Raw genomic sequence first — 23,966 nt, 5'->3', positions numbered from 1 at the left:
TTTTAATTTTTAGTTGCTAATTCTTCCAAGGCCACAGTAGCTTCTGAGTTAAGGTGAGGTTGATTTTGACCCCCAAAGAATCCGGTACGCGATCGCTTTTATAATACGTTCCGTGCATCCGATCCCAAAGCTTAAAGTTGGCTCCGTAGTTCCCACAAACTGAGCTGCTGGCGTGGTGCCAAGCATGATCTTGGGGTACTATCAGCAAAGCCGATAGCCAGCGATATAGCCAAGAGTTTGGTATGGGAGTGATGGTGCTGTGACGCCACAAATCTAAAGCCGAGCTAAGACTGACACCAGTGATGTACCAAGTGGGATCTTGCAGCAGATAAATAAATAGAGCGTGAACCCATAAGTAGACGATCAAAAAGCTCGTCCACAGGGTATTTCTGGAGGTAGACAAGACATTCATTTCGGTGCTGGTATGATGAACGGCGTGGAGAGACCAGAGCCACCGACTATGGAGCAAGCGATGGTTCCAGTAGTAGATGTAATCCACAAACACGAAACTCAGCAAGAATGCCGCGACTGGAGGCAGAGCAAGCAAGGCGCGATCGCTGGGTAGAAGATAGTGGTACATCTGGTAAACTACTGTGAGCTGAAGAATCGGGATGAGAACACCCTGAAAAAACAGACCAACAGCATCTAAAATCCAGTCCTCGTAGGTTCTCGTTCGCAAGGCAGTAAAACTGCGCTGATTCGCCACAGTCAGCGTCATTAAAATCGCAAAAGTAAAGAATACTCCCATCGCTAATCAGCTCAATTTAGGGAATGTTGCCTGATATTGAATTCGTTTGAATCGTCATCATTTAGAACCTCACCCCCAACCCCTCTCCGTTCACGGAGAGGGGTGCCGGAGTGTGGGGAGTTTGTCTATTCCTGCGTCATTTCCCTCGTTAACAAAGGGGAATTAGGATTTCTCCCTCCTCGTTAACTGGGAGGGTTGGGGTGGGGTTATAGAACCCGCTGCATTTCCCTGGTTAACGAGGGAAAGTAGGATTTCTCCCTCCCCGTTAACGGGGAGGGCTGGGGTGGGGTTCCAGATTCCCAGTGATTGATAAGCATTGATAGACTCCCACCGATTAAACCCAGAAGGTTACTTGAACAGACTTATCCAAGAGAGTTCTAGGATCTTCTCCTGCTTCAATCTTGCTCCGAATAGATTCAACTAGGACGTGGATTGTGTCAGCTGGTGTATTGGCAAACTGGGTACCGTACTTTTCGATTACCTCTTGCTGAATACCAAGCGCTTCCACATCCTGACGGATAATATATTGGGCAGTCCAGCGAACAAACGGACGCGCAATCTTGTTCCAAATGCCGTAGTTAAAAGTGACGTCCGTATAGACGAGAGTAGAGTCCTCCGCTTCCGGAATCGATTGGCTAGTAATAAAAAGCCTTCTTTTCGGTGCCATATCGTATTCCACGCTGGTAACGTTTGGCATGTGAAAGCTATCTGTGTGGCGGATCTCGTAACCTTTCCGATTTAGAAAGCGCGTATACCAGCCGAGGTTTGTCGTTTCGTTGCGGTATTCTGCGAAAACTGAGCCACTTCGCCTCTCTACCGTCATCTCCAGCTTTTGCTTGCGAGAAGTGCGAAATACCCCAGGGTGAACCGAGGCGGTGTGAGGAATGTCAATAAAGTTCTCCGCACAGTTAGTTACACTGTTCCGAAAACGGTTAATGACTCGTACCGTCTCCCATCCCGGCTTTCCGTAGTAAGGCATTTGAAAAGGCTCAAACTCTTCACTCGGCTTTTGTTCCAGCCTTACATAGACGTATCCATCCTGCTCTCTGGTGTCATAATGCTGGGTGCGACGAGCATGAGTCGCCTTAAAGTCTTCTCCCTCGGCGGGGACAGCGACTACCTTCCCCGTCTTGTCGTAAACCCAGCCGTGGTAGGGACACTGAAGCGTTCCCTGACAGACTTTTCCTTTAGAGAGACGGCTATTTCTGTGCATACAGCGATCGCGCAACGCCACCGGCTTTCTGTCCTCTCCTCGAAACACTACCAGCCATTCCCCCAAAACCGTGCGTTCCAGCACAGTATTCGGCTTTAACTGTTCGCTGAGTGCCACAACATACCAGAAATCTTCAAATTTCACTAATCCTCCGCAATAAATTAAAAATAAGAAATAGAAGATTTTTTGGCTTCATTCTTCATCATCAAAAGCAGCAATTTCAATGTCACTGCTGAGAGCCAATTGACAAGCTAATCTCACTTGACTATTTCCTGGCGCTAGAGTTTCCAATACTTCCTTTTCGTCTTTACTGGGAGGAGGAATATTACCTTTTACAACTACAAGACAGGTTCCACAAATTCCAGTACGACATCCAAAGAGTACCGGGGAATTTTGCACCGTCAGATGCTCCGAAAGATTAGAGTGCTTCTCCAGAGTTAGGGGGGAATAATCTGTTTCTGGAAAGCGGATGATACAGCATTGCTCATTCATACTTAAGTAAAAATTTCTAATCAAAAGTTAATCTGATAACAATAGAAATATTAACTAGCCTCTTCTTCCTATTCTTTCTCTTCCTTCGCGTCCTTCGCGTCCTTCGCGGTTCGTAAATAAATTCACATTAGCTAACAAAATTGCTGCATCTAAAATTTCTTACTTTGTATTATTCAAATTCTTTAGACCATATAGAAACTTCAAGTTGATTTACATAATGCATATACTTAACTAATGACGTATCAATACCCAGAAGTGCGTTGGGATTATATCGAATATTGTCATAAATTTGCCCATCTTCCCCTTTCAAGGCATAGTATGCTAGACGTGTGAATAAGAGTAATAGTTGTGTCACCAACCACCCAAACATCCCTTTTCTTTTCTCTGCCACATAAATCGGTTGAATGCGGGTTCTTCCAGGTGCAACTGGAGTATAGGCGTAAATCATGTGCAGTGAAGGAAAAAGCCGAACATTCTTCATCATCGTTAAAAGTCCGATACAGCCATCCGCATACCTCATAGAATACTCATAAGTATCGCCGAGAATTTTTCGTCCCAAGCGTTCTCTCCGAGTAGTTTTAGGAAACTCCCCTTGAAGGGTAAAATCTATCACATTGCCAGATTGATTCTGATGCAAGGATAGATTCATATTGATATCTACTTTGTGAACAGTTTGTAAATGTTGAGCATCAATGCCATTCATCATACAAATGTGATGATGACAACTTCGTTCAAATGCTTTGTCATGTACTGTCACAATTGATTTGCCTTTTAGTTCATCAAATTCTGCCACACCTTCTGATGCTTTTGAATCTGGATACACCCAAATCAAACCGTATTTTTCATCAGTAGCATAAGATTGAAGGCGAGCTTTTTCGGGGATTGACGATTGACAGGGAATATCTTGGCAATTGCCTTCTCCATCGAACGCCCAATGATGAAAGAAACAGCGCATGAGATTTCCATCAACGCGCCCAATTCCTAAATCGGTTCCTAGGTGGGGACAATAAGCATCTAAAGCGCGAACTTTTCCATCTTGTCCGCGAAAGACAACAATTTTTTGTCCGCAGATTTCCAAGGATTTTGCTTTGCCTGGATGAAGTTCTCGGCTAGGGCAAGCAATGTACCAGCCTTTGGCAACAACATCCCAATTGTTGAATATTTTCATTTTCAAAAGGGGTTGCGTGTTTTGATTTTGAGATTGGTTCATATTAAAATTGGGTAAAGATGCACAGTTATTTTTCAAGTCGGTAATGGGTAAGAGTTTTCCTAGCCCCAATAATTACCAATTACCAATTGCCTTCTTTTGAGTAGCGAGGTACTGGGGAATAGAATTAGCAGCCATGATGGACATTTCTCGGTTACTTGCCCAAGCGTAGTCAACTTTTTCGAGGTAAACTTTGTAGGACTCCATCGCCTCTGTACGGGTTTGGTAGCTGAGGTGCAGTCCTTCAGATTCCTCGGTGAAGCACAGTCGCATCATTTCTTTAGCTTCCGAGTCGCTCATTCCAAAAATAGGCGATCGCAATACCTCGTAAATTGCCGAATAGAGGGCGGGATCGTACCAAAAGATACCGTTAATTGCAACAGAAAAATGATAGTGATCTCTCTGACAGCCGCGTATCCCCAAGTTTGCCACTAGCTTCTCAAAAGCGGTTGGTGGCTTGAGGCACTTCACCACGTCATGGGAAAGAATCGTAGAGCTATTAAAGTGAAAGCTCTCATCCATGAAGTGATAAAAGGAAATTTTCGAGGGAATAGGAGCGTTTTCCGAGTTGGGATGTTTTTGGTAGTAGTTGCTAAGCTTATGCTGCACCAGCTTACCGTTTAGCGTCCGGATACCCCGAACGGTAAAGTATTGGCAAGCCAGAAAAGTATTGCCTGCTGACAGCATTCCAAAGCTTTGCAGCTGGAGTTTTTTCCACCACGTCTTGAGAGCGTTGGTGTCAGCAAAAATCATTGTCTCTGCAAACGGCCCGCGCATAGGATAGCTGAAGACGCGCTTGCCAAAAAGCTGTGCTTCTACCTCGCTAGAGATTTTTCTGAAGGCGCTGATATGTGCCCTTTCCTGAGCAGATTCTAAGTCGAGGGTATCGCAAACTAGGCGGAAGTCCTCCTGGGCGTAAAGTCCGGCGGCGCTAGTCTGATTAAAGTAAATTGTGGCAATTTCTGCGGAAACGATCTGCGAATAGTAAGCTACCCAGTAAAGTTGGTTTAAGATTACTCTTTGGCTTACGCTCGCTTGTTCCCATAGTGGAGTTCCGTAGAGTAAGGAAAATTCTTCCGGGTTCCAATACTCATCTTTGCAGTCTTCATATCGGAAAGAGGCTGCGGCTTCGTCGAGCAGTTGGGTATGATCCTGCTGTTTATTGCGCGTGTGGTTGATTTGAAGCTTGCGATAGACTTTTGGGTTTTCTAGAAGGGTGTTCCCTTTGGGTTCGTTAATCTGAAGTTGCTGATAAACCTTCGGGTTTTCTAAAAGCGTGTTGTCTTTGGGTTCGTTTAGTGTTTCATTCATAAGCATTGTTCTACGGGGAAAGGCTGAAACCTCCCCTGCTCCTCTAGTTCTTGAACGATAATTCCCGCCGCTTCTCCCCGCATCAGGGAACGCAGGAGATTGAGACGGATTCCGCTATGAGTCTCTGTGTCCAGTTCCTGGAAAATCCTCAGCCTCTGTTGGCGGGACAAATGACCCTTCACTTGCTCGATGGCGGTGACGACGCTCCGAGGTCCTACCTGAACCATCTGTAAAAATAGGGCTAGGGTTTCGATGATGGTGGCTCGACTCGCTTGGGAGACGTATATCTGGTTAAACAAAGTGACTCCAGTGCCGTGGTGACGGCTCTCGTCTTGCAAAAATCCCTCGAATATCGCAGCCATTTGAGGATTTACACAGTTTTTGGCGAGGCTTCTGTAATGGCTCAAACCCCACCCCTCTAGCACTACCTGAAGCACAAATAGCAGGACTGTTTTATCCTGGGTTTCCACTAAATCTGCCAGGAAGCGCAAGAAGGGGTCGTCTGTCCCCACGAGGTCTTTTTCCGGCAAAAAGCGACTAATCTGGGCAAGGTGAGTCACTTCGTCGGAGCTGAAGAGTGCGTAGAGCATTCGCTCCTCAGTGGTTTCTGCCAGCAGCACCATTTTTGCCATGTAACCGACTCCGGCTTTTTCGATGAAATAAGCTTCTTCTATGAGTCCGTCACTGCATAGGCGCAGGATTTCTGCTTGCTCTTGTTGGCTAGAATCTTGGAAAACCTGCACCTTCTCAAGATTAAAATGAGCGGCATCCCAGTAGGAATTGCTCATAAATTTTGGGGAAACCGGATCGTTACCCAGCCGACTCTTCAAGGCTGAGGAGAGTACGCGACGCAGCCTGTCGTCAGATTGGAGGTGGGGTAAGTCGAAGCCTGCTGTTTTTTGGTATTGATTCATCGGCTTTGTCTCCCCATAAATAACCGTCGATAAATCATTTTTGATAAGGGTAGGCGCAACTTGTCTGGCAAGATTTGTTGATAAATATGGGTAAAATTGGCATCCCAGCCGACTCGACGGCGGAGTTGGCGATCGCTTCCTTCGGCAATATCAGCAACCCGTTTAGCGACCAGAGGCGTATTATCCGGAGCCGTTGATACAATTCGCTGATTCAGCCTCCGGTAGTTTTCCGTCTGAATTCGATACGTTTCAGCGTTTCCTTCCCCCCAGCTCATATTCTTGCCATTGTTCGTCGTCTTGCTGGCTCCAGGCTCTACCAAGGCGACACGAACGCCGTGGGACTCAAGCTCGTAATAAAGACTCTCTGCCAAGCCTTCCAGAGCATACTTGCTGGCGCAATGCGCCGAGGTTAAGGGAAAGCCGGTAAAGCCGAAGGTAGAGGAGATAAAAATCAGGGTTCCCTGCGCTTCCCGAATCAACGGAAGCAAAGCGCGAGTCAGGAACACCCCACCGAAGAAATTTACCTCAAACTGACGGCGGATTTGCTCCTCGCCCAGATCCTCCAAAGCACCGTAGAACCTGTAGCCTGCATTATTTACTAAACAATCCAGCCGCCCTCTTTGGCGAACTGCTTCAACTACGGCATCTCGTTGGCTGGGTTCGGTAATTTCCAGACTGAGAATCGTCAAGCGATCGCTATATTTTTCTAGCGATTCTGCGAGGATCTCCCGCCGCTGTGGTGCGTTCCGCATCGTACCGATGACGTGCCAACCTCGCCGGAGAAACTCATCAACCATACCCCGACCGAAGCCGGAGGAACAGCCTGTAATTAATACAGAACTCATCTCGCCTCCGTGGTTAGGGAGGGAGGATGCACTCCGTTCCCTTGCAGGGAAAGGGGTTGGGGAGTTAGGTCTGCCTTATCCAAATCATAGTGCCGCTGCTGCTCCTTCGGTAAAGCCGCCTCCCAAGTTCCCCAAGCGATCGCTCTCTGTTTCTCGACGTGCTGGATGAACTGGATAATCGACTTGTCCTCTTTCGTCGGAGTCTGAAAGTCAAACTTAATCGTTTGGAAAACTTGGGTGTCTCCTTTGGCAAAGTAATTGCCCACCATTTTCGTCAGCCAAAGTACGATCCGATTAAAGATCCAGCCGAGTACACCCGGACGCTTCTTAGTAATTAATAAAGTCTGTCCTTCAGTTTTTCCTGTTTCGGTAAGGCGAAGGGCAAACATGATGTAGAAGTGGAGAAAGTCTGGCCCAAGTGTCACCGTGCCGGTGCTGCCGTACCAGTAGCACATACTATAAGTGACTTCATTTTTATATAAGGGGCGGATTAGTTTTACAAACAGAGAATCTTCCCCTCCCCGCGTGGTATTGCTGAAGGCGATCGCGTTTTCGTCTTCCTGCTTCTCGAACACAATTTTCAGTGGCAGGTTATGAACGGTATTGAAGTGTTGGGCGTCGATGGCGTTGATCATCACCACATTGGGGTGACAGTTCTTGACAAAGCAAGACGCGATCACAGCGTCGCATTCTTCGTCTTTGAGTTCTGGAGGGCAAGGCAAAGGCTGTCGTGGCGTTTCCCCAGTCCAAACCCACACCATTCCGTACTTCTCAGCCGTAGGCCAACTTCGTACCTTCGCTGGAAGCGGCTTTTCCAAACACGGAATATCGATACACTTTCCCGCTTGGTCATACTTCCAGTTGTGGAAAAAACAGCGAATCCCGTTGCCTTCGACTTTTCCTTCGGCAAGGTGTGCGCCCATGTGCGGGCAATATGCATCGAGAGCGATCGCTTTCCCATCCTTGCCCCGATAAATCGCCAGTTCCCTTCCCAAAAGGGTTACAGGCTTCACTTCACCCACCTTGAGATTGTGAGAGGGAATAGCCCAATACCATCCTTCAATAAAGCGAGCGGGATTGTTAAAAGTTTGGGTTTTGCGAAGAGAATTAGACGCTTGCAAATTAAAATTCACCATAATTTATATAGTAATAACGTTCAAAACTTCACGCCTGCGTGAATGTGCCGATCTAGAAAGCTTGACATAGGGAAGTTTCCCCCCTCCATCCACCCCTAAAATCAGTTTGGCGCTCCTATTTCTTTATTACGCTAAGAATTTGCGAAGCTCTGAAATCTATGACTTAAGTTAGTAAATTTTTGTTTCAATTTAATTTAATTTATTCGATATTTCATTAAGCAATATCTAGAATCTCTTCAACTTTAGTTTGTCTTATAGTAGTCTGCGTTTAGCGTTAGAAATTTAAGACTTATTTATAGACTCTTCTTCTCCTCCCTCTCTTTCCTTCGTGTCCTTTGCGCCTTCGTGGTTCGTAAAAAAAGAGAAATTTACAACCTCTTTAGCACTACCTTATGAAATTTCTATCATTCACAAAAAACTCTTTAGGGTCGAAAAGATTAGCGGAAAGAGTGTATCAACGTGCCCAACAAGGCGTACCCGCTTACAAACAGTTTTTAGAAACCCAAGGAATTAAAGCACGAGTTCCATTTGACCAGCTACCTTTGCCAGATAAGAAGTCCTATGCCTTAGCTTATCCATTTGAGGAACTACTAGCAGATGATGCTGATAAAATTTATGCGATTGCGCGTTCTTCCGGCTCATCCGGAAACTCATTTTATTGGCCTATTTTAAAGTCAACTAGCTATTTGATTGGTCTTAAAACTCGAATATTTCTGGAACGAACCTTTGCCGTACACAAAAAAAAACATTAGCAATTGTCGGACTTAGTTTAGGAAGTTCTCTAGGAGGAGTGTCTTTTTCCTGGGCGTTAAATAATATGGCAACGAATACGCCTTATCCTTTCTGGGTATTCTGTCCAGGCATCCAGCAAGATGATATTATTGAGATGATCTGCAAGATGAACCCATTCGTAGATCAGATTATTTTATTTATTGTACCATCTGCGATCGCGCATCTTCATCTAAAGGCAAGTGAGGGAAAGCGATCGCTTCCATTAGAAAAATTAAGATACATCGTAATTGGTGAACCTTTTCCAGAAAGTATTCGCACTTCTTTGCAAAATCGGGCGGGAATACCAGAAGACATTCCATTTATGTTTTCCATGTATGCCAGCGCCGATACTGGGGGACTTGGAACCGAATCTCTCGCTTCAGTTGCCTTACGAAAACTACTGTATCGCAACCAAGAACTTGCTAATTCGCTAGGTATAGAATCTCCCATTCCTCACTTCTTTCATTTCATTGCTTCCGACACTTTTGTGGAACTTGTTGATAGTCACTTTTGCGTGACCCGTTGGCAAGGAATTCCGCTAGTGCGCTACATTCTCTACGACCGTGTTGCGTTATATAGTTGGCGGAAATTAAGAAAAGCAATTCTTACTTCGGATAAGCTAGATTCTCAGGATGAAGCTTTAGTCAAGATTATTGCAAAATCTAGCCCTTGGCTTCCAGATATTTTAGCAGTCACGGGTCGCTCAGATAGTTGTTTAATTCTTTTAGGGACTAATCTTACCGAATATATGTTGGATGCAGCGGTAAAATGCGAAGAACTAAACGATATTCTCACTGGACTATACCGCGCCCGAATTCTTTACGAAGAAGACCAACAGTATCTAGAGTTCGATTTGGAACTTCGGCAAGGCGTCACATCCGATGAAGCAGTAAGCGATCGCGTCTATTACTCTTTAGTAAAAAAAATAGGGCAAGTTCAACCCGAATTTATTGATGATTGGAAGCGCGTTTTTAGCGCTTGGGACAACGTTCCTACTAAACGTATTTTGCGGCTTAATTTCTTATCTTGGCCTGATTTATCTCAGAACACAGAGAAAACTATCAAACAAAGAGGTATTGTTAATTTGTAAATGAATGGATAATGGTAATTGATGATTCCAAAGAATAAACAAGCAACTTTTTATCACATTTCTTAACCCAAAATCTTGCAATCCTCCCATAAAAAAGAAAGAGACATATTTCCCCCTCCCCGTTAACGGGGAGGGCTGGGGTGGGGTTCCGAATTAAAAGTAATAATTTAAGAAAAAATCCCATCAACCATGTAAGCTTTTATCATATTGCACTTTCCCATAATCCAACTTCACAATCCGATCGGCAACTTCAAAATAGCGGTCATCGTGAGTAACAACCAGAACCGTCTTCCCTCTACTTTTTAACTCTGGCAACAGTTGCGTGTAAAAAACTTCCTTGAATACTGGGTCTTGGTCTGACGCCCATTCGTCAAATATATAAATAGGACGATCTTCCAAATACGCCGTTAATAAAGCAAGACGCTTGCGTTGTCCTTGGGATAAGGTAGTAGTGGAAAGAATACCGTCTTTTACCTGCACTTTATGATCTAATTCCAGCTTTTCTAAATACTTTTGGGTTTGGTTAGTTAGTGATGGAGTGTCTAATCCTAGAAGACGGGTAAAAAGATAGAAGTCAGAGAAAACAACTGAAAACTGCTGACGATACCACTCGCGATTTTTATCTGTAATCGGTTTACCGTCAAACTGAATTTCTCCTGATTCTGGAATATAGAGTCCAACTAGCAGCTTCACAAGAGTAGATTTGCCGCTCCCATTACCACCGACAACAAACACTAATTCTCCACGATGAAAAGTTACGTCGAGTGGCCCTAGAATGAAGCGATGTTCTTCCCGTTCCCCACGGTAAGCATGAGTCACTCCCACTAATTTTAAAGAATTCCACTCAAGCTGCGAATCTAGAGTCGTCGTCAGATGCTCCTCAGTTCTCTGGGCTACCAACGATAAGCCAAGCGATTCAATCTTATCTAAAGCAACATTCGCTCTACTTAAATCGGGAAGAGTGTTTAAAATACCCCGCAACGGAGTAATCATAAAGATGATCGTTAAGGCATAGCCGGATAGAACAGAAACAGGAATATTTCTCAGCAGAGGTAAACCAAAAATCAGCAAACCAATGGGAACGAAGAACAATAACAGCCCCCAACTTCCCGCCAAAGCAAAAATACTCATCGCCGCAACTCGGTAATGGCGCGAAGACGCAGCGGTAGACTGGAGGTCTTGAGAGAGAAACGCTTGGCGTCTAGAGTTGTGCAGCTTGAGTTCCTTAGTTCCCTCCGTGGTAGTCCGGAAATGCTCGTATAACTTGTCTCGCACTTCACGGGAAAGTTTGAAAGAATCCCTGCCCTTAGTCACCAGTAGCGTGTGGCTAAAGATTCCTAACGCCATGAAGCCTAGGATAAAAAAGAATACAGGCACAGATAGCCAGCTCAAATAGAGCAGGCACGCTACTAAAATAGCGACATTTACAAACAGTCCGGAAACGGAAATAGAGGCACTAGAAATTACCTCAATATCTTCTGTGAGGGTAGCTAGAAGGCGGGAGGAGCCAATTTCTTCTAGGTGACGCAAGGGGCAAGCTAAAATGCGTTGGTTTAAGAGCATTCGCAGATTGAAGATGACCTCCTCTGCTAATCGGGCAATCAGCAATTGGGAAGCAGTCGTAGTCACAAACAGAAGCAAGCACAAACCAACAAAGCTCCAAGCAAGGGTCGTTGTTGGTAATTGAATATCTCTTAATGTGAGGTTAATTAGGGCAATTAGACCCGCACTACTCCCGCCGCTGAGAAGACCCGTCAATGCAGCCAGAATGACTGTTACCCAAGAATTTTTGAGGAGAAGGCGGATCAGCTTCATGTAACAACACCCCAGTACATTAAGACCAGCACTATCCTGTCAGATGCTTAGTCCAATTGTCGTTAGCACCAGCAAATTGTCCCTATCCGGAAAGAAGAAGCAGTTGCTACCAAGTCACGCGATCGCTTATTTTTTCAAGTAAGCTGGGGCCAACTCCCGGCACTTTGTCAAGGTCTTGTAGCGAAGTAAAGGGTTTCTGCTGACGTGCCTCGATAATGCGCTGAGCTAATTTTGGCCCGACTCCGGGTAATGCCTCGATTTCTTCTTTACTTGCAGTGTTGAGGTTGACTAGATAGGAATCGGGCTGAGGGCTAGGGACGGAGGGCTGAGGAGAGGTAGAGAGATTTTTAGGTGGTTGCGCCTTTTGGATCGGAAGTTTGGCTTTTAGATTGGCAGCGGCGGTGGTTTGGGAGGGTTGAGAACCTGTTGTTACCTGGAGACATTGTTTCTGCTGTGCCTGTATTTTTTGCCCAATCCCATCAGGAACACCTAACACAGCATTCTCATAAAGGCGGTCAAATTCGCGCTGATAATGGGCAGCAACCGTCGGACTTTCAATGACTAACACCGTCTCATCATTGCCGCTATTGGCGGCTTCTGACCAGTTGTGGGAGCCAGTGATGACGTTTTTTTTATCCACCACCCCAAATTTGTGATGTAATAAATCGCCCTTTGGCAGCAGAGGCACGCCAACCGTGGTAATCGGTTCTTGCCAAGGACGGTTATCGGCTTCATACTTGCATTGATTGCTCAAGGCGACGCCCATCATGTCCAACGCTTCACTGTAGGGACGATAGACAAAATCGGGGTCGATTAAAGCCCGTACCTGCACCCCATTTTGATGGTCGGTTTCTAGAATATTCGCTAAATGCTGATCGGAGAAGACAAACAGCGCCATATCAACAGATTGGGCGGCGGTACTTAAGGTTTTGCCAATTAAGCCGTTACTGGTTTGATTCCAGGGTTGAGTGGTCGAGGTTGGGGAAAATTGGACGGTGACGGTGGTATTGACAAGCTTTACTTGCTGTGCGGATCGATAGGGCTTTTTGATGCCGAATTTACTATCCGGTTTGCCTCCTGGCCCATCGCCCCACATCGAGTTAAACTCTTGGGTGAAAAGGGTTGCCAACTCAGGACTATCGATTTTCAGCAAGTTATTGGCATTGCCCAAACTGTTAGGCTTAGCAAAATCACCGTGAATATCCGATGTCGTGAAGTTAGCGGAAGTCACGATAAGTTTTGCGTTATCGACGATCACAAGTTTGTGATGCATCAGGCTGCTGCCTTTAGAACCGTCAGCCGTATCGTCGATTGTCGGGATACCTGCGTTCCGTAACATCACCAAGGCATCCCCTTGGTTAATTTCCGCTGGACTAAGCTGATTATCGCCGTTGCGGTCTACTAATTTGAGAAATTCTTGGTAGCGTTGCTGTTCTCGTTGCGGCAGTTTCGCTAACTCTGCTGAAGCGATCGCACTGAGAGGACGACTGTAAGTATTTTCTAAAATTACCCGAACTTTTACCCCAGCTTTCTTGCGATCCACTAGCGCCTGTGCAATCTTCGGTAAGCGCAACTCTTGCACCGCCACATCAACGCTGGATTTAGCAGAAGCGATCGCATCGACAATCTGTTGCTCTAAATCATCTCCCTGCCGTCGTTGCTGGCGATACGGCTCAGTATATTCTGACGTTTGGGCGTGGTTGAAATATACCTGAACAAACGGATCTTGAGGCAGAGGCGTGAGACGGGAATTTTGCGACTGCACCCGCTGACACGCGCCGAGAGTTAGCGCCAGCAGCAATGTGAAACCCAGACGGATTGTAAGTGGGAAAAAAAGAAGATGCACGGGAAGTTGGATTCGCTGATAGATAAGAGAGGATAGGCGAACTCGCCATCCCTTTTTTACGTCATCAAAGCATAAATTTCTTTCATCACCCACACGATAACCTGACGGATTCGCGGTGTCATTACCGCTTTTTCGTCAACAAGCGAAAAGGAGTCTCAGAGACTTGCCCCTATTGCATTAACATAAACTGCAAGCGGACAAAATATTCGATCTTGTCCAACCGCCCACGGCGGAGAGTTTCCACAGGATAAAAGCTTTGTGGGGGTGGGAGGCATGAAGCCACACCACTATATTTGTATGCCAAGAAAAAAAACGTTTTCGTGCGGTCACAAAGGCTATGGTCAAACTTGCCATCGCTGCATTCAAGAATGCGCCACCTGGATTCAAAAAAAACAGGAAAAACAGGAGTGGGAAGCCTCTTTTTCACTCGATCCGATTAATTTAAGACATCTTCCCGCTCATTTGGTCTTGAAGGCGCGAACCATCATCGCTAGATTGGAAGGTAGCCGGAACTATATAGAATTTCGGGGAAAGCGGATGCGCCACAACCGCTTGATTATTAGTATCCCCTTGAGCCGCGACTACCGGATGATTTGCCGCGACTGCGGGACGAAGCTGGTGCCAGAAGGAGTCATGTCTCACGAAGAATATAACGTCTGCAAACCGGGTGGTTAAGCGAGAGACGCTCTAGCGAGAGGCGCTATATGCTGAAAGAAGAGACAGCCTGTCGCTTAATCAACCATGCAAATTTATCTGGATTATAGTGCTACTACGCCCACTCGCCCAGAAGCGATCGCCCTGATGCAAACCGTCCTCACCCAGCAGTGGGGAAATCCTTCCAGTTTGCACGAGTGGGGGCAACGGGCTGCAACGGTTCTGGAACAGGCAAGAATTCAAGTCGCTGGACTCATTAACGCACCGGCTGAGTCGATTATCTTCACTTCTGGCGGCACCGAGGCAGACAATCTGGCGATTATGGGGGTTGCCCGCAGCTACAGGACGCCCCAGCATATTATTATCTCCAGCGTCGAGCATTCAGCCGTGTCAGAACCGGCACGTTTATTAGAGTTATGGGGTTGGCAGGTGACGCGGTTGCCTGTAGATATCAAAGGACGGGTAAATCCCACCGATTTAGAAAAGGCGCTGCAACCGAATACAGTCTTAGTTTCGATTATTTACGGGCAAAGCGAAGTCGGCACGCTGCAACCGATTGAGGAATTGGGCAAGATTGCCCGTTCCCACGGGGTATTGTTTCACACCGATGCCGTCCAAGTAGCTGGGCGTTTGCCGATTGACGTGCAGCAACTGCCAGTGGATATGCTCTCTCTTTCCAGCCACAAAATCTATGGCATTCAGGGTGCGGGTGCCCTTTATCTCCGCCCTGGTGTGGAGTTAGCGCCCTTATTGTGCGGGGGAGGGCAAGAATTGAAGCTGCGTTCCGGAACTCAGGCTGTTCCGGTGATTGCTGGTTTTGGCGTGGCGGCTGAGTTGGCGGCGCAAGAATTGGGAACAGAGACACCGAGATTGATAAAATTGCGCGATCGCTTATTTTCCCATTTAGCGGATGTTCCCCACCTCATCCCCACCGGCGACAGGCAGCATCGGCTACCCCACCACGTCAGTTTCAGCGTTATCGGTGAGAGTGAAAAAATCACCGGAAAGACCTTGGTGCGGCAGATGAACCTAGCTGGAATTGCCATCAGTGCCGGTTCCGCCTGTCACAGTGGCAAACTCAGCCCCAGCCCCATCTTGCTGGCAATGGGATACAGCGATGCAGTTGCCTTGGGAGGCATTCGCTTCACCCTGGGACGGGACACAGAGGAAGCTGATGTAGACTGGGCGGCAATGGTGCTGAAGCAAGTTTTAGAACGATTGATGCCTGTTTCCAGAATTAGCTTTCAGCCGGAGCGAGTTTTGAGTTTAGAATTTTGAATGCTAACGACTCACAGTAATTAGTAGGTGGGAATCATCAACGACAACATTAAACCGAATCCCCAACCTCCTTCCCGTACTGCGCGTTCCGCGCCGCTTCCCTAACGGAGGAAAGCAGCAATCCCTACAGAATTAAAACATTCTTTCTCTTGTCTCCTTTCCTCTTAGGAGAGGGTTAGGGAGAGGTTTTTTAATGAATTTGACATTTTGGCTGAATCCACTTAAATTCAACAATTTTCGAGATGGCAGAACTTCCCAAATCACTAGAAGAAGCGATCGCGCAATCCCGCGAAGCAACCCAAGCTGCGATCGCCAATGGTTACACCCGAATCAAAGTTGAGTTAGTCTTCCCAGAACTCAAACCGATGCCCGTCGCCTTACAATTTATCGAAGCCTTTGAGGAGATGGCATCGGAGTTGAAAGTTTTCTTTCCCGATGCTGGGGCAGCTGCCCTTGCCCGCCGCGACTGGGGACAAGTACCCTTTAAAATTACAGATATTGGCAGTAGCCGATCGTCCGTAGATGAGAAAATTCACCCAGAAGATCGCGTTTTCTTGTTCGTTGAACCTTCCGCAGTAGAAGTCTTGCAAGTCGAAAAACTGTGCGAAGCAGCAGGCGATCGCCCGGTTGTTCTCCTCAACCCTAATCTAGAAGACGTCGCCATTATTGGCATTGGTTATGCGGGACGACAATTGCGCGATCGCTTCCTAACTACCCTGGAATCTAGCTACTATCTCAGACCCCTCGACGGTGCTGCGGTGCTTCGCTGCTACCCGTCCTCCTGGCAAGTTTGGCAGGAAACAAACGACAACTATCAGCTGATTGCCGAAGTTTCTACAAAACCTGTGGGCGAAGAACTTGACAATATCCTGGCAGGAACAACTCAGGCTAAGGACGCCGCCAATCCCAGCCCCGCCCCAACGCCGAAAAAATCCGGATTATTCACCAATTTACAACGGTTTATTCGTACCCTGAGCCGTTAATGGTGTGCGTAATAGCGATCGCGCCCTGCGGCTTTTGCCTGGTAGAGAGCGGTATCTGCTGCGGAAATCAGCATTGCTGGTGAGGATTCTGAAGTCGGAACCACACTAGCAATGCCCAAACTGAGCGTGAGCTGCTGACTGGCCTGAGAATTAACATGAGCGATCGCTAACGCCTTCACTTCAGCCCGGATTTTCTCAGCCACTTGGATTGCTCCCTCAGCCATCGTATTTGGCAAAATAATGGCAAATTCTTCCCCCCCATAGCGAGCCACTAAATCGGTCGAACGACCGACTGCACGCCGAATCGCACTCGCCACTGCCTTTAAACATTCATCTCCCGCTTGATGACCGTAAGTATCGTTGTAGGGTTTAAAAAAATCGATATCGCCCAAAATTAAGGATAAGGGTACTTGCTCTCGTAGCAGCCGCTGCCACTCACTATTCATGTACTGATCAAAGCAACGGCGATTCGCGACCTGAGTTAAGCCATCTAAAACGGCAAGGCGCTGCAACTCCTGATTCGCTTCCTCTAACTGTTGATAAAGTTGGGCTTGTTTAATCGCGATTCCCGCCTGTGTTGCTAATTCTTGGAGTAAATTAATCTCTATCTGCTGCCATTGTCGCGGTTGCGAACAATGATGAGCAATCAATAAACCCCACAAATCCTCGCCTTGGAGTATGGGAACTACCAAGTTTGCTCTCACCTGAAACTGAGCCAGTAAATCAATGTGACACGGACTTATCCCGGCGGTATAAATATCTTCAATTGCTAGAATCCGACCGTTTTTGTAAGGCTCCACATAAGTGTGTGCAAAGCAATGGTCTGTCATCGTCGATCCCAAAATTGGTGTCCACCTAGAATCGACCGACTCAACTGCGATAACGCCGCTCCAGTCTGGATGAAAGCGGAAAATGACTACCCGGTCGCAGGCAAGAAATTGTCGCACTTCTGTCACCGTCGTGTTAAGAATCTCCTCCAGCTTTAGAGATTGACGGATTTGGTGAGTAATGACCCGAATCAACAACTCCCGCTTTGCCTGCTGCAACAACGCCTCTTCAGTGGCTTTGCGCTGGGTGATATCCGTTACCATCCCCAGAACTCCCGCGTAATTTCCCGCTCGATCGAAGATGGGATTGGTAGAAACAATTGCCCAGAGATCGGACCCATCCTGACGGCGGAATTTAAAGTCATGTTGTTCTTTAATTCCTTGGCGGCGACGCTCTATTAAAGCTTCTGCGATCGCGCGACCTTCGTCATCCATAAAAGCAAACAAAGGTTTGCCTAGCATTTGAGCCGCTGTTACTCCAAGCATTTGTGCCATCTGGTTATTCACAAAAGCTGTATTTCCCTCTGGATCGAGAACCCAGACCCCTTCAACGGTGGTTTCGACAATTCGACGATACCTCGCTTCGTTTTCCCGTAGTGCTTGCTCTGCCTGCTTGCGCTCGGTTAGGGAAGCGATAGAATTAGCCAAACTTCCGATCCATTTCAGGAATGAATCATTGCATTGAACGATTTCTAGATGGGCTAAACTTAAAACTCCGATCGACCGTTGGTTGACGATCATCGGCATACAAATGAAAGTTTTAATCCCTGCCTGCGAAAATATTTTATTAAAGTTACTATTCTTGGCTGACTGCGGAAGATCCGTCTTCACGACAGGTTGACCCGTGCGAACTACAGTCCCCGAAAGCGTCGCGTCTACCGGCACCTCAAGAACAGTTGTATCCGCAGGCAAGGGAACTCCTTTTAGCCCTGCAAACACCATCATTTGCCGCGCTTCGTCATAAAGTTCGATGGTGATAATCGGAAAACCAGTATCAATACTAATTTGTTCAACAATCTCTTGAAATGCAGTGTGAAGAGATTGAGTTTCCTGCGCGATCTCTGAAATTTTGTATAGCGTTAGCAGTTCCAGATTGCACAGGGTGAGCTGATTTTCTGAGTGCTTGCACTCGGTAATATTCTGACCTTGGGCAATCAACAAAGGTGGTGTTTGCTGTGCTTCAAGCAACTCTGTTTCGAGCTTTAAAAGCTTCAGCGAGAAGTCAAAGGAGGCGATAGTCTCTCCAGCACCGCGCACCTCAACTTCGTAATTCACAAATTCTCCAGATGCTGCTTGCGCGATCGCGCATTTTAAACCTTCCTGGATCTTTGGCGAAACGCTCCACCACGACGCTTCCCAAAAAGGACGACCAATAACATCAGTTGCAGCGATTCCACCGAAGTCTAGCGCCGTCTGATTGGCTTCTATGACAATCCCATCTGATTGCAGTAGCGCGATAAATTGGGATGTTTGATTAAAAATAGCCTGTAATCGTCTCTCACTTTCGCTGATCGCTGTTTTAAAACTTTTCCCTTCAAGAATCTCCTTTGGCAGTTGTTCATTCGTCTGGATTGGTTGCTCTGTGAATACTGTAACCATCTCTTCCAAATGCTCTAACTGTCTACGAGGAGTCATTTGGTGCGAATGGTCATCCCAGGATAATAATTTATGGGGGTTCATTTCCTACACTCCTACTATCATTAGCGCAAAAATCCCCCTTTCCACAAGAACAGTAGCTAAGCAATCCCCAAAGCGAATGATGTCATACCATAGGTTTACACATCCGTCCCAAGGATCGTGAAAGAAAACATAAAATGTTATTAATCATTAATCTTCCGCTGAGCAGCAGCTTCATAAATTTGAAGTTAAACTGATTCGATAGGTGCGATCGCTTGGGTTAGCCACTAGATGCAGATTTTTGTCTTGGTGCTGCTGGCTTCCTTTATCGTGGCGTTCTTTTAGCGCGATCGCCTATGGGATCGTGATTCCACTGTTCGCGCAAATGGCGGATGCGTCAAGGGTGGCACTTTTCTTAACACGAATGTAAAAAAATGCCCTTTTTAATTTTCAAAAGCTTGATAGGTATCCTAAGCTTAGGATGACAAATCAGGATTAGAAACACTCTCCGATTTTTTATATCCCAAGGTGGCTTAAAAAAATTTAGGAGTAGATGAAAATGTATCGATAGAAAGAAAATGCTAAACAGATAAGGTCATCTCCTTTAGGGTTTTCAACCTAAAGGAGAAAGGTTAGAAATCCATCAAGCGAGTTAGAGAAAAACTGAGCATTATTGTGCCTAAAGGAAAAGTTAACAAACTCAATCAATAGTATTTTTACTTCTTAAAAAAGAACGTTGTGATTTGATTATTTTGGATGTAATTCTGCCCGTTCTGAATAAATTTGATGTGGGAGAAGTGCTGAAAAATGGCTCTAAACCCACAACTATACAGATTATCATGGCTATCCATTATAGGAGACAAAGATACAGGTTATTGTTTGGGGCAGGTATTAGCAAAGCTGATTAACCAGGAAGAACTTATAAACACTATCGAATTGCTTCTGGGTAAAGGAACCTCAAAAAAAGTTTTGGTAGTAGATGAAGATGTATCTCAAAGCAACACGATTTTGCCAAGACATTGCGATTTCAGAAGGGTCTGGAGAATGTGTTGTTTTTCTTAGTAGCAAACCCAAATGTAAATGCTCTAAATCAGTCGTGAGGCTTACAGAAATTTAACGTAGACGCGATCGCATCTTGCTGTCTCTACACCTGTTGCTGGTTCATACCCACTGCTTTCATACAATTTGACCGCTTCTTTGAGAACGCTGGCGGTTTCAATCCAAATTTCCTGAAAACCACGAGAAGCGATCGCGTTTTCGAGTTGTTGTAACAAATACTTACCCAGTCCTTGCCCTCTCACAGATGGCAACAGATACATTTTGCGTACTTCTACCGCTCTGTCCCCACGTTTCACCGGATAATATGCACCAGTCCCCACCAGTTGCCCTTGTCTTTCAATTACCCAAAACTCACCCCCAGCATCTTGATAAAATTTTTCTACCTCTAGAACATCCCTGTCTGCCTCCTTTGGTTGCCAAGGCAAGCCATACTCGGTTAACACCGAATGGATGACATCAGCCGCAAAAGTGCGATCGCGCTTTTCCCAGTCACGAATCACAAAATCCCGATATTGAGCTTCCATCCGCTTCTTGCCTTTAGCTGTGAATTCTCGGTTCTGGGTGCAGCATTTCCAGCAACTGACTCTCAACGACAGCTAATTCCTCCAGCCGTTGGTTGACAACACCACGCTCAAAGTAAGTATCGGCAAGCAGCCAATAAACGCCGTAGTGACGTGCCTCGGATGCCATCAAGCTGCCATAAAATTGGGCTAACTCTGGATCGGGTAAGTGGGTGGCGAGTAATCCTAGCCGTTCGTGACTTCGAGCCTCAATCAACCCAGAAACTAGCAAAGAATCCAATAACCGATCCGGCTCCTTGGCGCGGATTTGTGCCTTCATCCCGGCACCGTAGGGAGGCGCAGAGAGGGCTGCGAGGGGGATGTCACGACGTTCCAGCCACTGGTTAACCAGCTCAAAGTGTTCCAGTTCTTCGCGGGCGATCTTGGTGAGCTGCCGCACCAACTGAGTATAAGAAGGGTAGCGAAACATCAAATTCAAAGCAACCCCTGCTGCTTTCCGTTCGCAGTGGGAATGATCGAGCAGCAGGGTATCCGTGTTAGCGATCGCCTGATTTACCCAAGCGATACTACTAGCTTGTTTTAGGGCAATAATAACCGGCAGCGTAGTAGAAGACACAGTGGAAGACACAGGAGGCAAGGAACTTTAAGGAAAAAATCCTGACATTTAACGATAGCGAGAGAATTTTTCTGTTGATTGTCTCGCTCTATTTCACCCAACACTCGACCGCCTTCAGAGAGATTCCCGATCCCAGAAGGTTCGACTCAGGCTAGGCGAGATATGATTAATAATGTAGTCTACCATACTTACAATTTGGCACGTCCCGCCACTTAGAAGAGAATTTAGAACGAAAAAGTCAGCTTTAAAAATACACCCTTGACGCTTGACTTTCAATTTCTAGCTAATTTTCCCAGTGCTTTTTTGGTGTTTCCTATTCAGGCTGTGCATCCGCTCCGTGAAACTCTTAATACACAGAAAGGACATTACCTTTTTTGACATTCATTTCCTATTTAATTGACTCACTAATTAACCCAGTTTTAGCGGAGTTATCAGATTTAACGAGCTGTGAGTTTCATCTGGCTGTAACGGAGCAGACGCGACAAACATCGCACTGATGGTTTATCCACGAGACATGGGAAATTTACCATCTTGATGGTGCGCTTGAAAGCTACTCCCCCGCCAGCGCTATAACCTGGGCAACATGACTAGGGATGTCCATGAGTGTATAAGTTTTGATCGACAGTTATTCGGTGCTTCACTCTGAGGCGCTATCAAAGGTTGTGAGTAATCGGATTGAGGATGAGCAAAATGACCCCCCGTCGCATTGTGATTGGTGATGTACATGGCCACTACGAAGGTCTGATGACCTTAATGGAAGCGATCGCTCCTTCCTCAAGCGACTCAGTTTATTTTTTGGGGGATTTAATCGATCGAGGGCCTCACAGCTCTCAGGTTGTTAAATTTGTCAAGGAGAATTCCTATCATTGCTTGTTGGGCAACCACGAGCAAATGTTATTAGACGTGTTGGGCGATGGACAAATTTACGGCCCAGCGCTGCAAGGATGGCTCTACAGTGGCGGTCATGCGACCGTGAACAGTTATGGGGAAGCGGGCATTCCGACAGAGGATATAGAATGGATGCGATCGCTACCCACTTATTTAGACTTAGGGGATCTCTGGTTAGTTCATGCAGGCGTCCATCCGCAAATTCCCTTGGAGAAGCAAACCGCTGAGGAATTTTGCTGGATTCGCGAAGAATTTCACAGCATTCCCCAGCCGTACTTCCTCGATAAACTGATCATTACGGGTCACACCATCACCTTTACCCTGCCTGGAGTCGCACCAGGAAAACTTGCCCAAGGGAACGGCTGGCTTGACATCGATACGGGTGCCTATCACCAAAAAAGTGGCTGGTTGACTGGCTTAGACATCACCAACAGTTTGGTTTATCAAGTCAATGTGGCGCGGCGTCGCGTTCGCAAACTACCCCTGAAAGAAGCAGTGACGCAAATCGATCCATCTCAGGTGAGTCGGATGCGCCGCCAGATGCTCAGACCTTAAATCAGGGGGCGAATTTTCGCTTTATAAGCTTGCTCATCCAACCCATCGCCGACATTGGCATCTTCCGGGTCAATGGCACGTTCCAAAGCCTTAATTCTATCCGAGGTTGCCGGATGGGTACTTAAGAAAGTAGGCACCGAATTTGCCCTGAGCAGCTTTTCCATGAAAGCCACCATTCCAGAGGGAGCATAGCCCGCCCTAATCATGGTTTGCAGTCCCTTTTGATCTGCCTCGAATTCATCTTGCCGACTGTTCGGACGCCGTAGAGCCAAATCTACGCCAATTTGAACGGCTAGGTTGCGATCCAACCCCGCAGCTGCCGCTACGCCGCGAGCTAGCGCACTTTTTCGCATCTGCTCAATTGCATGACGACCGGCAATATGACCGATTTCGTGACTTATGACACTCGCTAGCTGAGCTTCATTCTCTGCTGCTGTGAGCAAGCCAGTGTTGACATAGACAAAGCCTCCCATTGTTGCAAAGGCATTGAGACCCTTATCGTTAACGACTTGAAACGTATAAGGAATATCAGGGCGATCGCTCTTCGCCACCAACCGCTGACCAATCTCTTCAACATAGCGAACGATTTGCGGATTGCGATACAGCCGAATCTCCCGACTGACTAGCTGGTTATTAATTGCCCGACCAATTTGGACTTCCTGTTTATCAGAAATAGTAGATAGCTGAATCACCTGAACGCCGCGCAAAATCAAGTCAAACAACGAGATCGCTTGCCCAGACTGAGGCAAACCGACACAAATAAATAGCGCCACTACAGATGACAGGAACGGATAGAACCAGCGGCGAGAGGAACGACGAGAAAAAAATGACAAGGGGTTCAACTTCATAGCGAATACGAGTGATAATCAAATCGATAGTTGCGATCGGCGACCAGTCTTAACAATTTCAACACTCCCTACCCTGAAAGCGGGCGAGGCAACACCACATTTTTAAAGTCACAATTTCGGGTTCTTGTTCTTCTTCCCAGGCATCAGCCCAGAGAAAGAGAATCTTACTAGAATGCGATCGCATCTCCACCTAAAATGTGACAACAACTTTCATCAGCCTGCATTAGCAGACGTTATTTGAGAATTCTAAGTTGCAGCTTCAACCGCAATTAAGATATTTAGCGATCGCCCAAGCCTGGGCAGAGCATCAAACCGAAATTGATTCCCCGTACAATACTGATTCGGTACTCCTGAAAATTTAGCCATTTTTCATCACCAGATTCGGTGAATGTCCTGATGAACTGGAGGGCAAGTTTACAGAAAATTTAAATAGAATCCTGTGCCCCGATAACCAGATGCAAGCTCAAAGCCTCTCCCTAACGATCGCTCAATTAGTCGAGCAATTATTAACCACTCGCAGAATTACTCGCCATGACCAACAACGGCTGATGGCGGCGCTGTTATCGAAGACAGCTCTCAGCTCCGAAGAGCAGATCCAAGTCAACCGAGTATTTGACAGCCTGAAACAAGGCTATATCCGTGTCGTAGACTAAGATTAGGCAGTCTTTTCAGGAAGGCTTTACAACCAGCCTCTGCCAGCACTCTCTAGGCGACACTCATGGTACTCTGACA

At 46.5% G+C, this 23,966-nt stretch carries 21 protein-coding genes; 7 read left to right on the top strand and 14 right to left on the bottom strand.

Features of this window, described 5'->3' with window-relative positions; translation table 11 throughout:
- Positions 1-16: 16 nt before the first annotated feature.
- The 8 genes from H6H02_RS01690 to H6H02_RS01655 form a co-directional block, all read right to left on the bottom strand.
- Positions 17-748, bottom strand: a complete 732-nt coding sequence (locus tag H6H02_RS01690) for a sterol desaturase family protein (RefSeq protein ID WP_190813988.1) — start codon at positions 746-748, stop codon at positions 17-19.
- Positions 749-1,082: 334 nt separating this feature from the next.
- Positions 1,083-2,105: a Rieske 2Fe-2S domain-containing protein gene (locus tag H6H02_RS27830; protein WP_190813986.1), complete on the bottom strand. Its 1,023-nt coding sequence runs from the start codon at positions 2,103-2,105 to the stop codon at positions 1,083-1,085.
- A 48-nt stretch (positions 2,106-2,153) separates the two neighbouring features.
- A complete protein-coding gene (locus H6H02_RS01680) occupies positions 2,154-2,453 on the bottom strand; it encodes a 2Fe-2S iron-sulfur cluster-binding protein (RefSeq protein WP_190813984.1) in 300 nt (99 codons plus the stop codon).
- A gap of 169 nt (positions 2,454-2,622) precedes the next feature.
- Positions 2,623-3,621 carry an aromatic ring-hydroxylating dioxygenase subunit alpha gene (locus tag H6H02_RS01675; RefSeq protein ID WP_190814237.1) on the bottom strand — a complete coding sequence of 333 codons (999 nt, stop codon included), beginning with the start codon at positions 3,619-3,621 and terminating at the stop codon, positions 2,623-2,625.
- Between the two features lie 114 nt (positions 3,622-3,735).
- Complete coding sequence (locus tag H6H02_RS01670) at positions 3,736-4,971, bottom strand: P-aminobenzoate N-oxygenase AurF (RefSeq protein ID WP_199328917.1); 1,236 nt, start codon at positions 4,969-4,971, stop codon at positions 3,736-3,738.
- A complete protein-coding gene (locus H6H02_RS01665) occupies positions 4,968-5,885 on the bottom strand; it encodes a ferritin-like domain-containing protein (protein WP_190813982.1) in 918 nt (305 codons plus the stop codon). Before H6H02_RS01665 ends, H6H02_RS01670 begins: the two co-directional genes overlap by 4 nt.
- On the bottom strand, positions 5,882-6,730 hold the full coding sequence (locus H6H02_RS01660) for an SDR family oxidoreductase (protein ID WP_190813980.1): 849 nt from the start codon (positions 6,728-6,730) through the stop codon (positions 5,882-5,884). Before H6H02_RS01660 ends, H6H02_RS01665 begins: the two co-directional genes overlap by 4 nt.
- Complete coding sequence (locus H6H02_RS01655; protein WP_190813978.1) at positions 6,727-7,866, bottom strand: aromatic ring-hydroxylating dioxygenase subunit alpha; 1,140 nt, start codon at positions 7,864-7,866, stop codon at positions 6,727-6,729. The genes H6H02_RS01660 and H6H02_RS01655 overlap by 4 nt, the downstream gene beginning before the upstream one ends.
- A 449-nt stretch (positions 7,867-8,315) precedes the next feature.
- Between H6H02_RS01655 and H6H02_RS26565 the strand changes: the two genes are divergently transcribed.
- Together H6H02_RS26565 and H6H02_RS01650 are read left to right on the top strand one after the other, a co-directional pair.
- The gene (locus H6H02_RS26565; RefSeq protein WP_199328916.1) at positions 8,316-8,618 is read left to right on the top strand and encodes a hypothetical protein; all 303 of its coding nucleotides are present in this window, start codon (positions 8,316-8,318) and stop codon (positions 8,616-8,618) included.
- Positions 8,619-8,683: 65 nt separating this feature from the next.
- Complete coding sequence (locus H6H02_RS01650) at positions 8,684-9,727, top strand: hypothetical protein (protein ID WP_199328915.1); 1,044 nt, start codon at positions 8,684-8,686, stop codon at positions 9,725-9,727.
- A 183-nt stretch (positions 9,728-9,910) separates the two neighbouring features.
- Here H6H02_RS01650 and H6H02_RS01645 read toward each other — a convergent pair whose 3' ends face one another.
- Together H6H02_RS01645 and H6H02_RS01640 are read right to left on the bottom strand one after the other, a co-directional pair.
- Positions 9,911-11,542 carry a cyclic peptide export ABC transporter gene (locus H6H02_RS01645; RefSeq protein WP_190813976.1) on the bottom strand — a complete coding sequence of 544 codons (1,632 nt, stop codon included), beginning with the start codon at positions 11,540-11,542 and terminating at the stop codon, positions 9,911-9,913.
- Between the two features lie 106 nt (positions 11,543-11,648).
- A complete protein-coding gene (locus tag H6H02_RS01640; RefSeq protein ID WP_347342555.1) occupies positions 11,649-13,343 on the bottom strand; it encodes a DUF655 domain-containing protein in 1,695 nt (564 codons plus the stop codon).
- A gap of 342 nt (positions 13,344-13,685) precedes the next feature.
- Here H6H02_RS01640 and H6H02_RS01635 point away from each other — a divergent pair, with 342 nt between their 5' ends.
- The 3 genes from H6H02_RS01635 (at position 13,686) to H6H02_RS01625 (ending at position 16,303) form a co-directional block, all read left to right on the top strand.
- Complete coding sequence (locus H6H02_RS01635) at positions 13,686-14,063, top strand: hypothetical protein (RefSeq protein ID WP_190813974.1); 378 nt, start codon at positions 13,686-13,688, stop codon at positions 14,061-14,063.
- A gap of 66 nt (positions 14,064-14,129) precedes the next feature.
- Positions 14,130-15,320 (top strand): cysteine desulfurase family protein, encoded by a 1,191-nt coding sequence (locus H6H02_RS01630; protein WP_190813971.1) that lies wholly within the window; start codon positions 14,130-14,132, stop codon positions 15,318-15,320.
- 242 nt (positions 15,321-15,562) lie between these two features.
- Positions 15,563-16,303, top strand: coding sequence for a DUF1995 family protein (locus tag H6H02_RS01625; protein ID WP_190813969.1), 741 nt, complete (start codon positions 15,563-15,565; stop codon positions 16,301-16,303).
- On the opposite strand, the gene H6H02_RS01620 is transcribed toward H6H02_RS01625, so the two are convergent.
- From H6H02_RS01620 to miaE, 3 genes are all read right to left on the bottom strand, one after another.
- A complete protein-coding gene (locus H6H02_RS01620) occupies positions 16,300-18,810 on the bottom strand; it encodes a diguanylate cyclase (protein ID WP_190813967.1) in 2,511 nt (836 codons plus the stop codon). The genes H6H02_RS01625 and H6H02_RS01620 overlap by 4 nt on opposite strands.
- A 1,040-nt stretch (positions 18,811-19,850) precedes the next feature.
- Positions 19,851-20,330, bottom strand: coding sequence for a GNAT family N-acetyltransferase (locus H6H02_RS01615; protein ID WP_190813965.1), 480 nt, complete (start codon positions 20,328-20,330; stop codon positions 19,851-19,853).
- A gap of 13 nt (positions 20,331-20,343) precedes the next feature.
- Positions 20,344-20,943: a tRNA isopentenyl-2-thiomethyl-A-37 hydroxylase MiaE gene (gene miaE / locus H6H02_RS01610; protein WP_190814231.1), complete on the bottom strand. Its 600-nt coding sequence runs from the start codon at positions 20,941-20,943 to the stop codon at positions 20,344-20,346.
- Positions 20,944-21,624: 681 nt separating this feature from the next.
- Between miaE and H6H02_RS01605 the strand changes: the two genes are divergently transcribed.
- Positions 21,625-22,386 carry a metallophosphoesterase gene (locus H6H02_RS01605; protein WP_190813963.1) on the top strand — a complete coding sequence of 254 codons (762 nt, stop codon included), beginning with the start codon at positions 21,625-21,627 and terminating at the stop codon, positions 22,384-22,386.
- Here H6H02_RS01605 and H6H02_RS01600 read toward each other — a convergent pair.
- A complete protein-coding gene (locus tag H6H02_RS01600) occupies positions 22,383-23,234 on the bottom strand; it encodes a M48 family metallopeptidase (protein ID WP_190813961.1) in 852 nt (283 codons plus the stop codon). The genes H6H02_RS01605 and H6H02_RS01600 overlap by 4 nt on opposite strands.
- A 455-nt stretch (positions 23,235-23,689) precedes the next feature.
- Between H6H02_RS01600 and H6H02_RS01595 the strand changes: the two genes are divergently transcribed.
- Positions 23,690-23,887, top strand: coding sequence for a hypothetical protein (locus H6H02_RS01595; RefSeq protein ID WP_190413431.1), 198 nt, complete (start codon positions 23,690-23,692; stop codon positions 23,885-23,887).
- The last annotated feature ends 79 nt before the right edge of the window (positions 23,888-23,966 follow it).

The organism is Coleofasciculus sp. FACHB-1120 (assembly GCF_014698845.1).
Lineage (GTDB): Bacteria > Cyanobacteriota > Cyanobacteriia > Cyanobacteriales > FACHB-T130 > FACHB-T130.
This window is presented reverse-complemented; position numbering and strand designations above follow the sequence as displayed.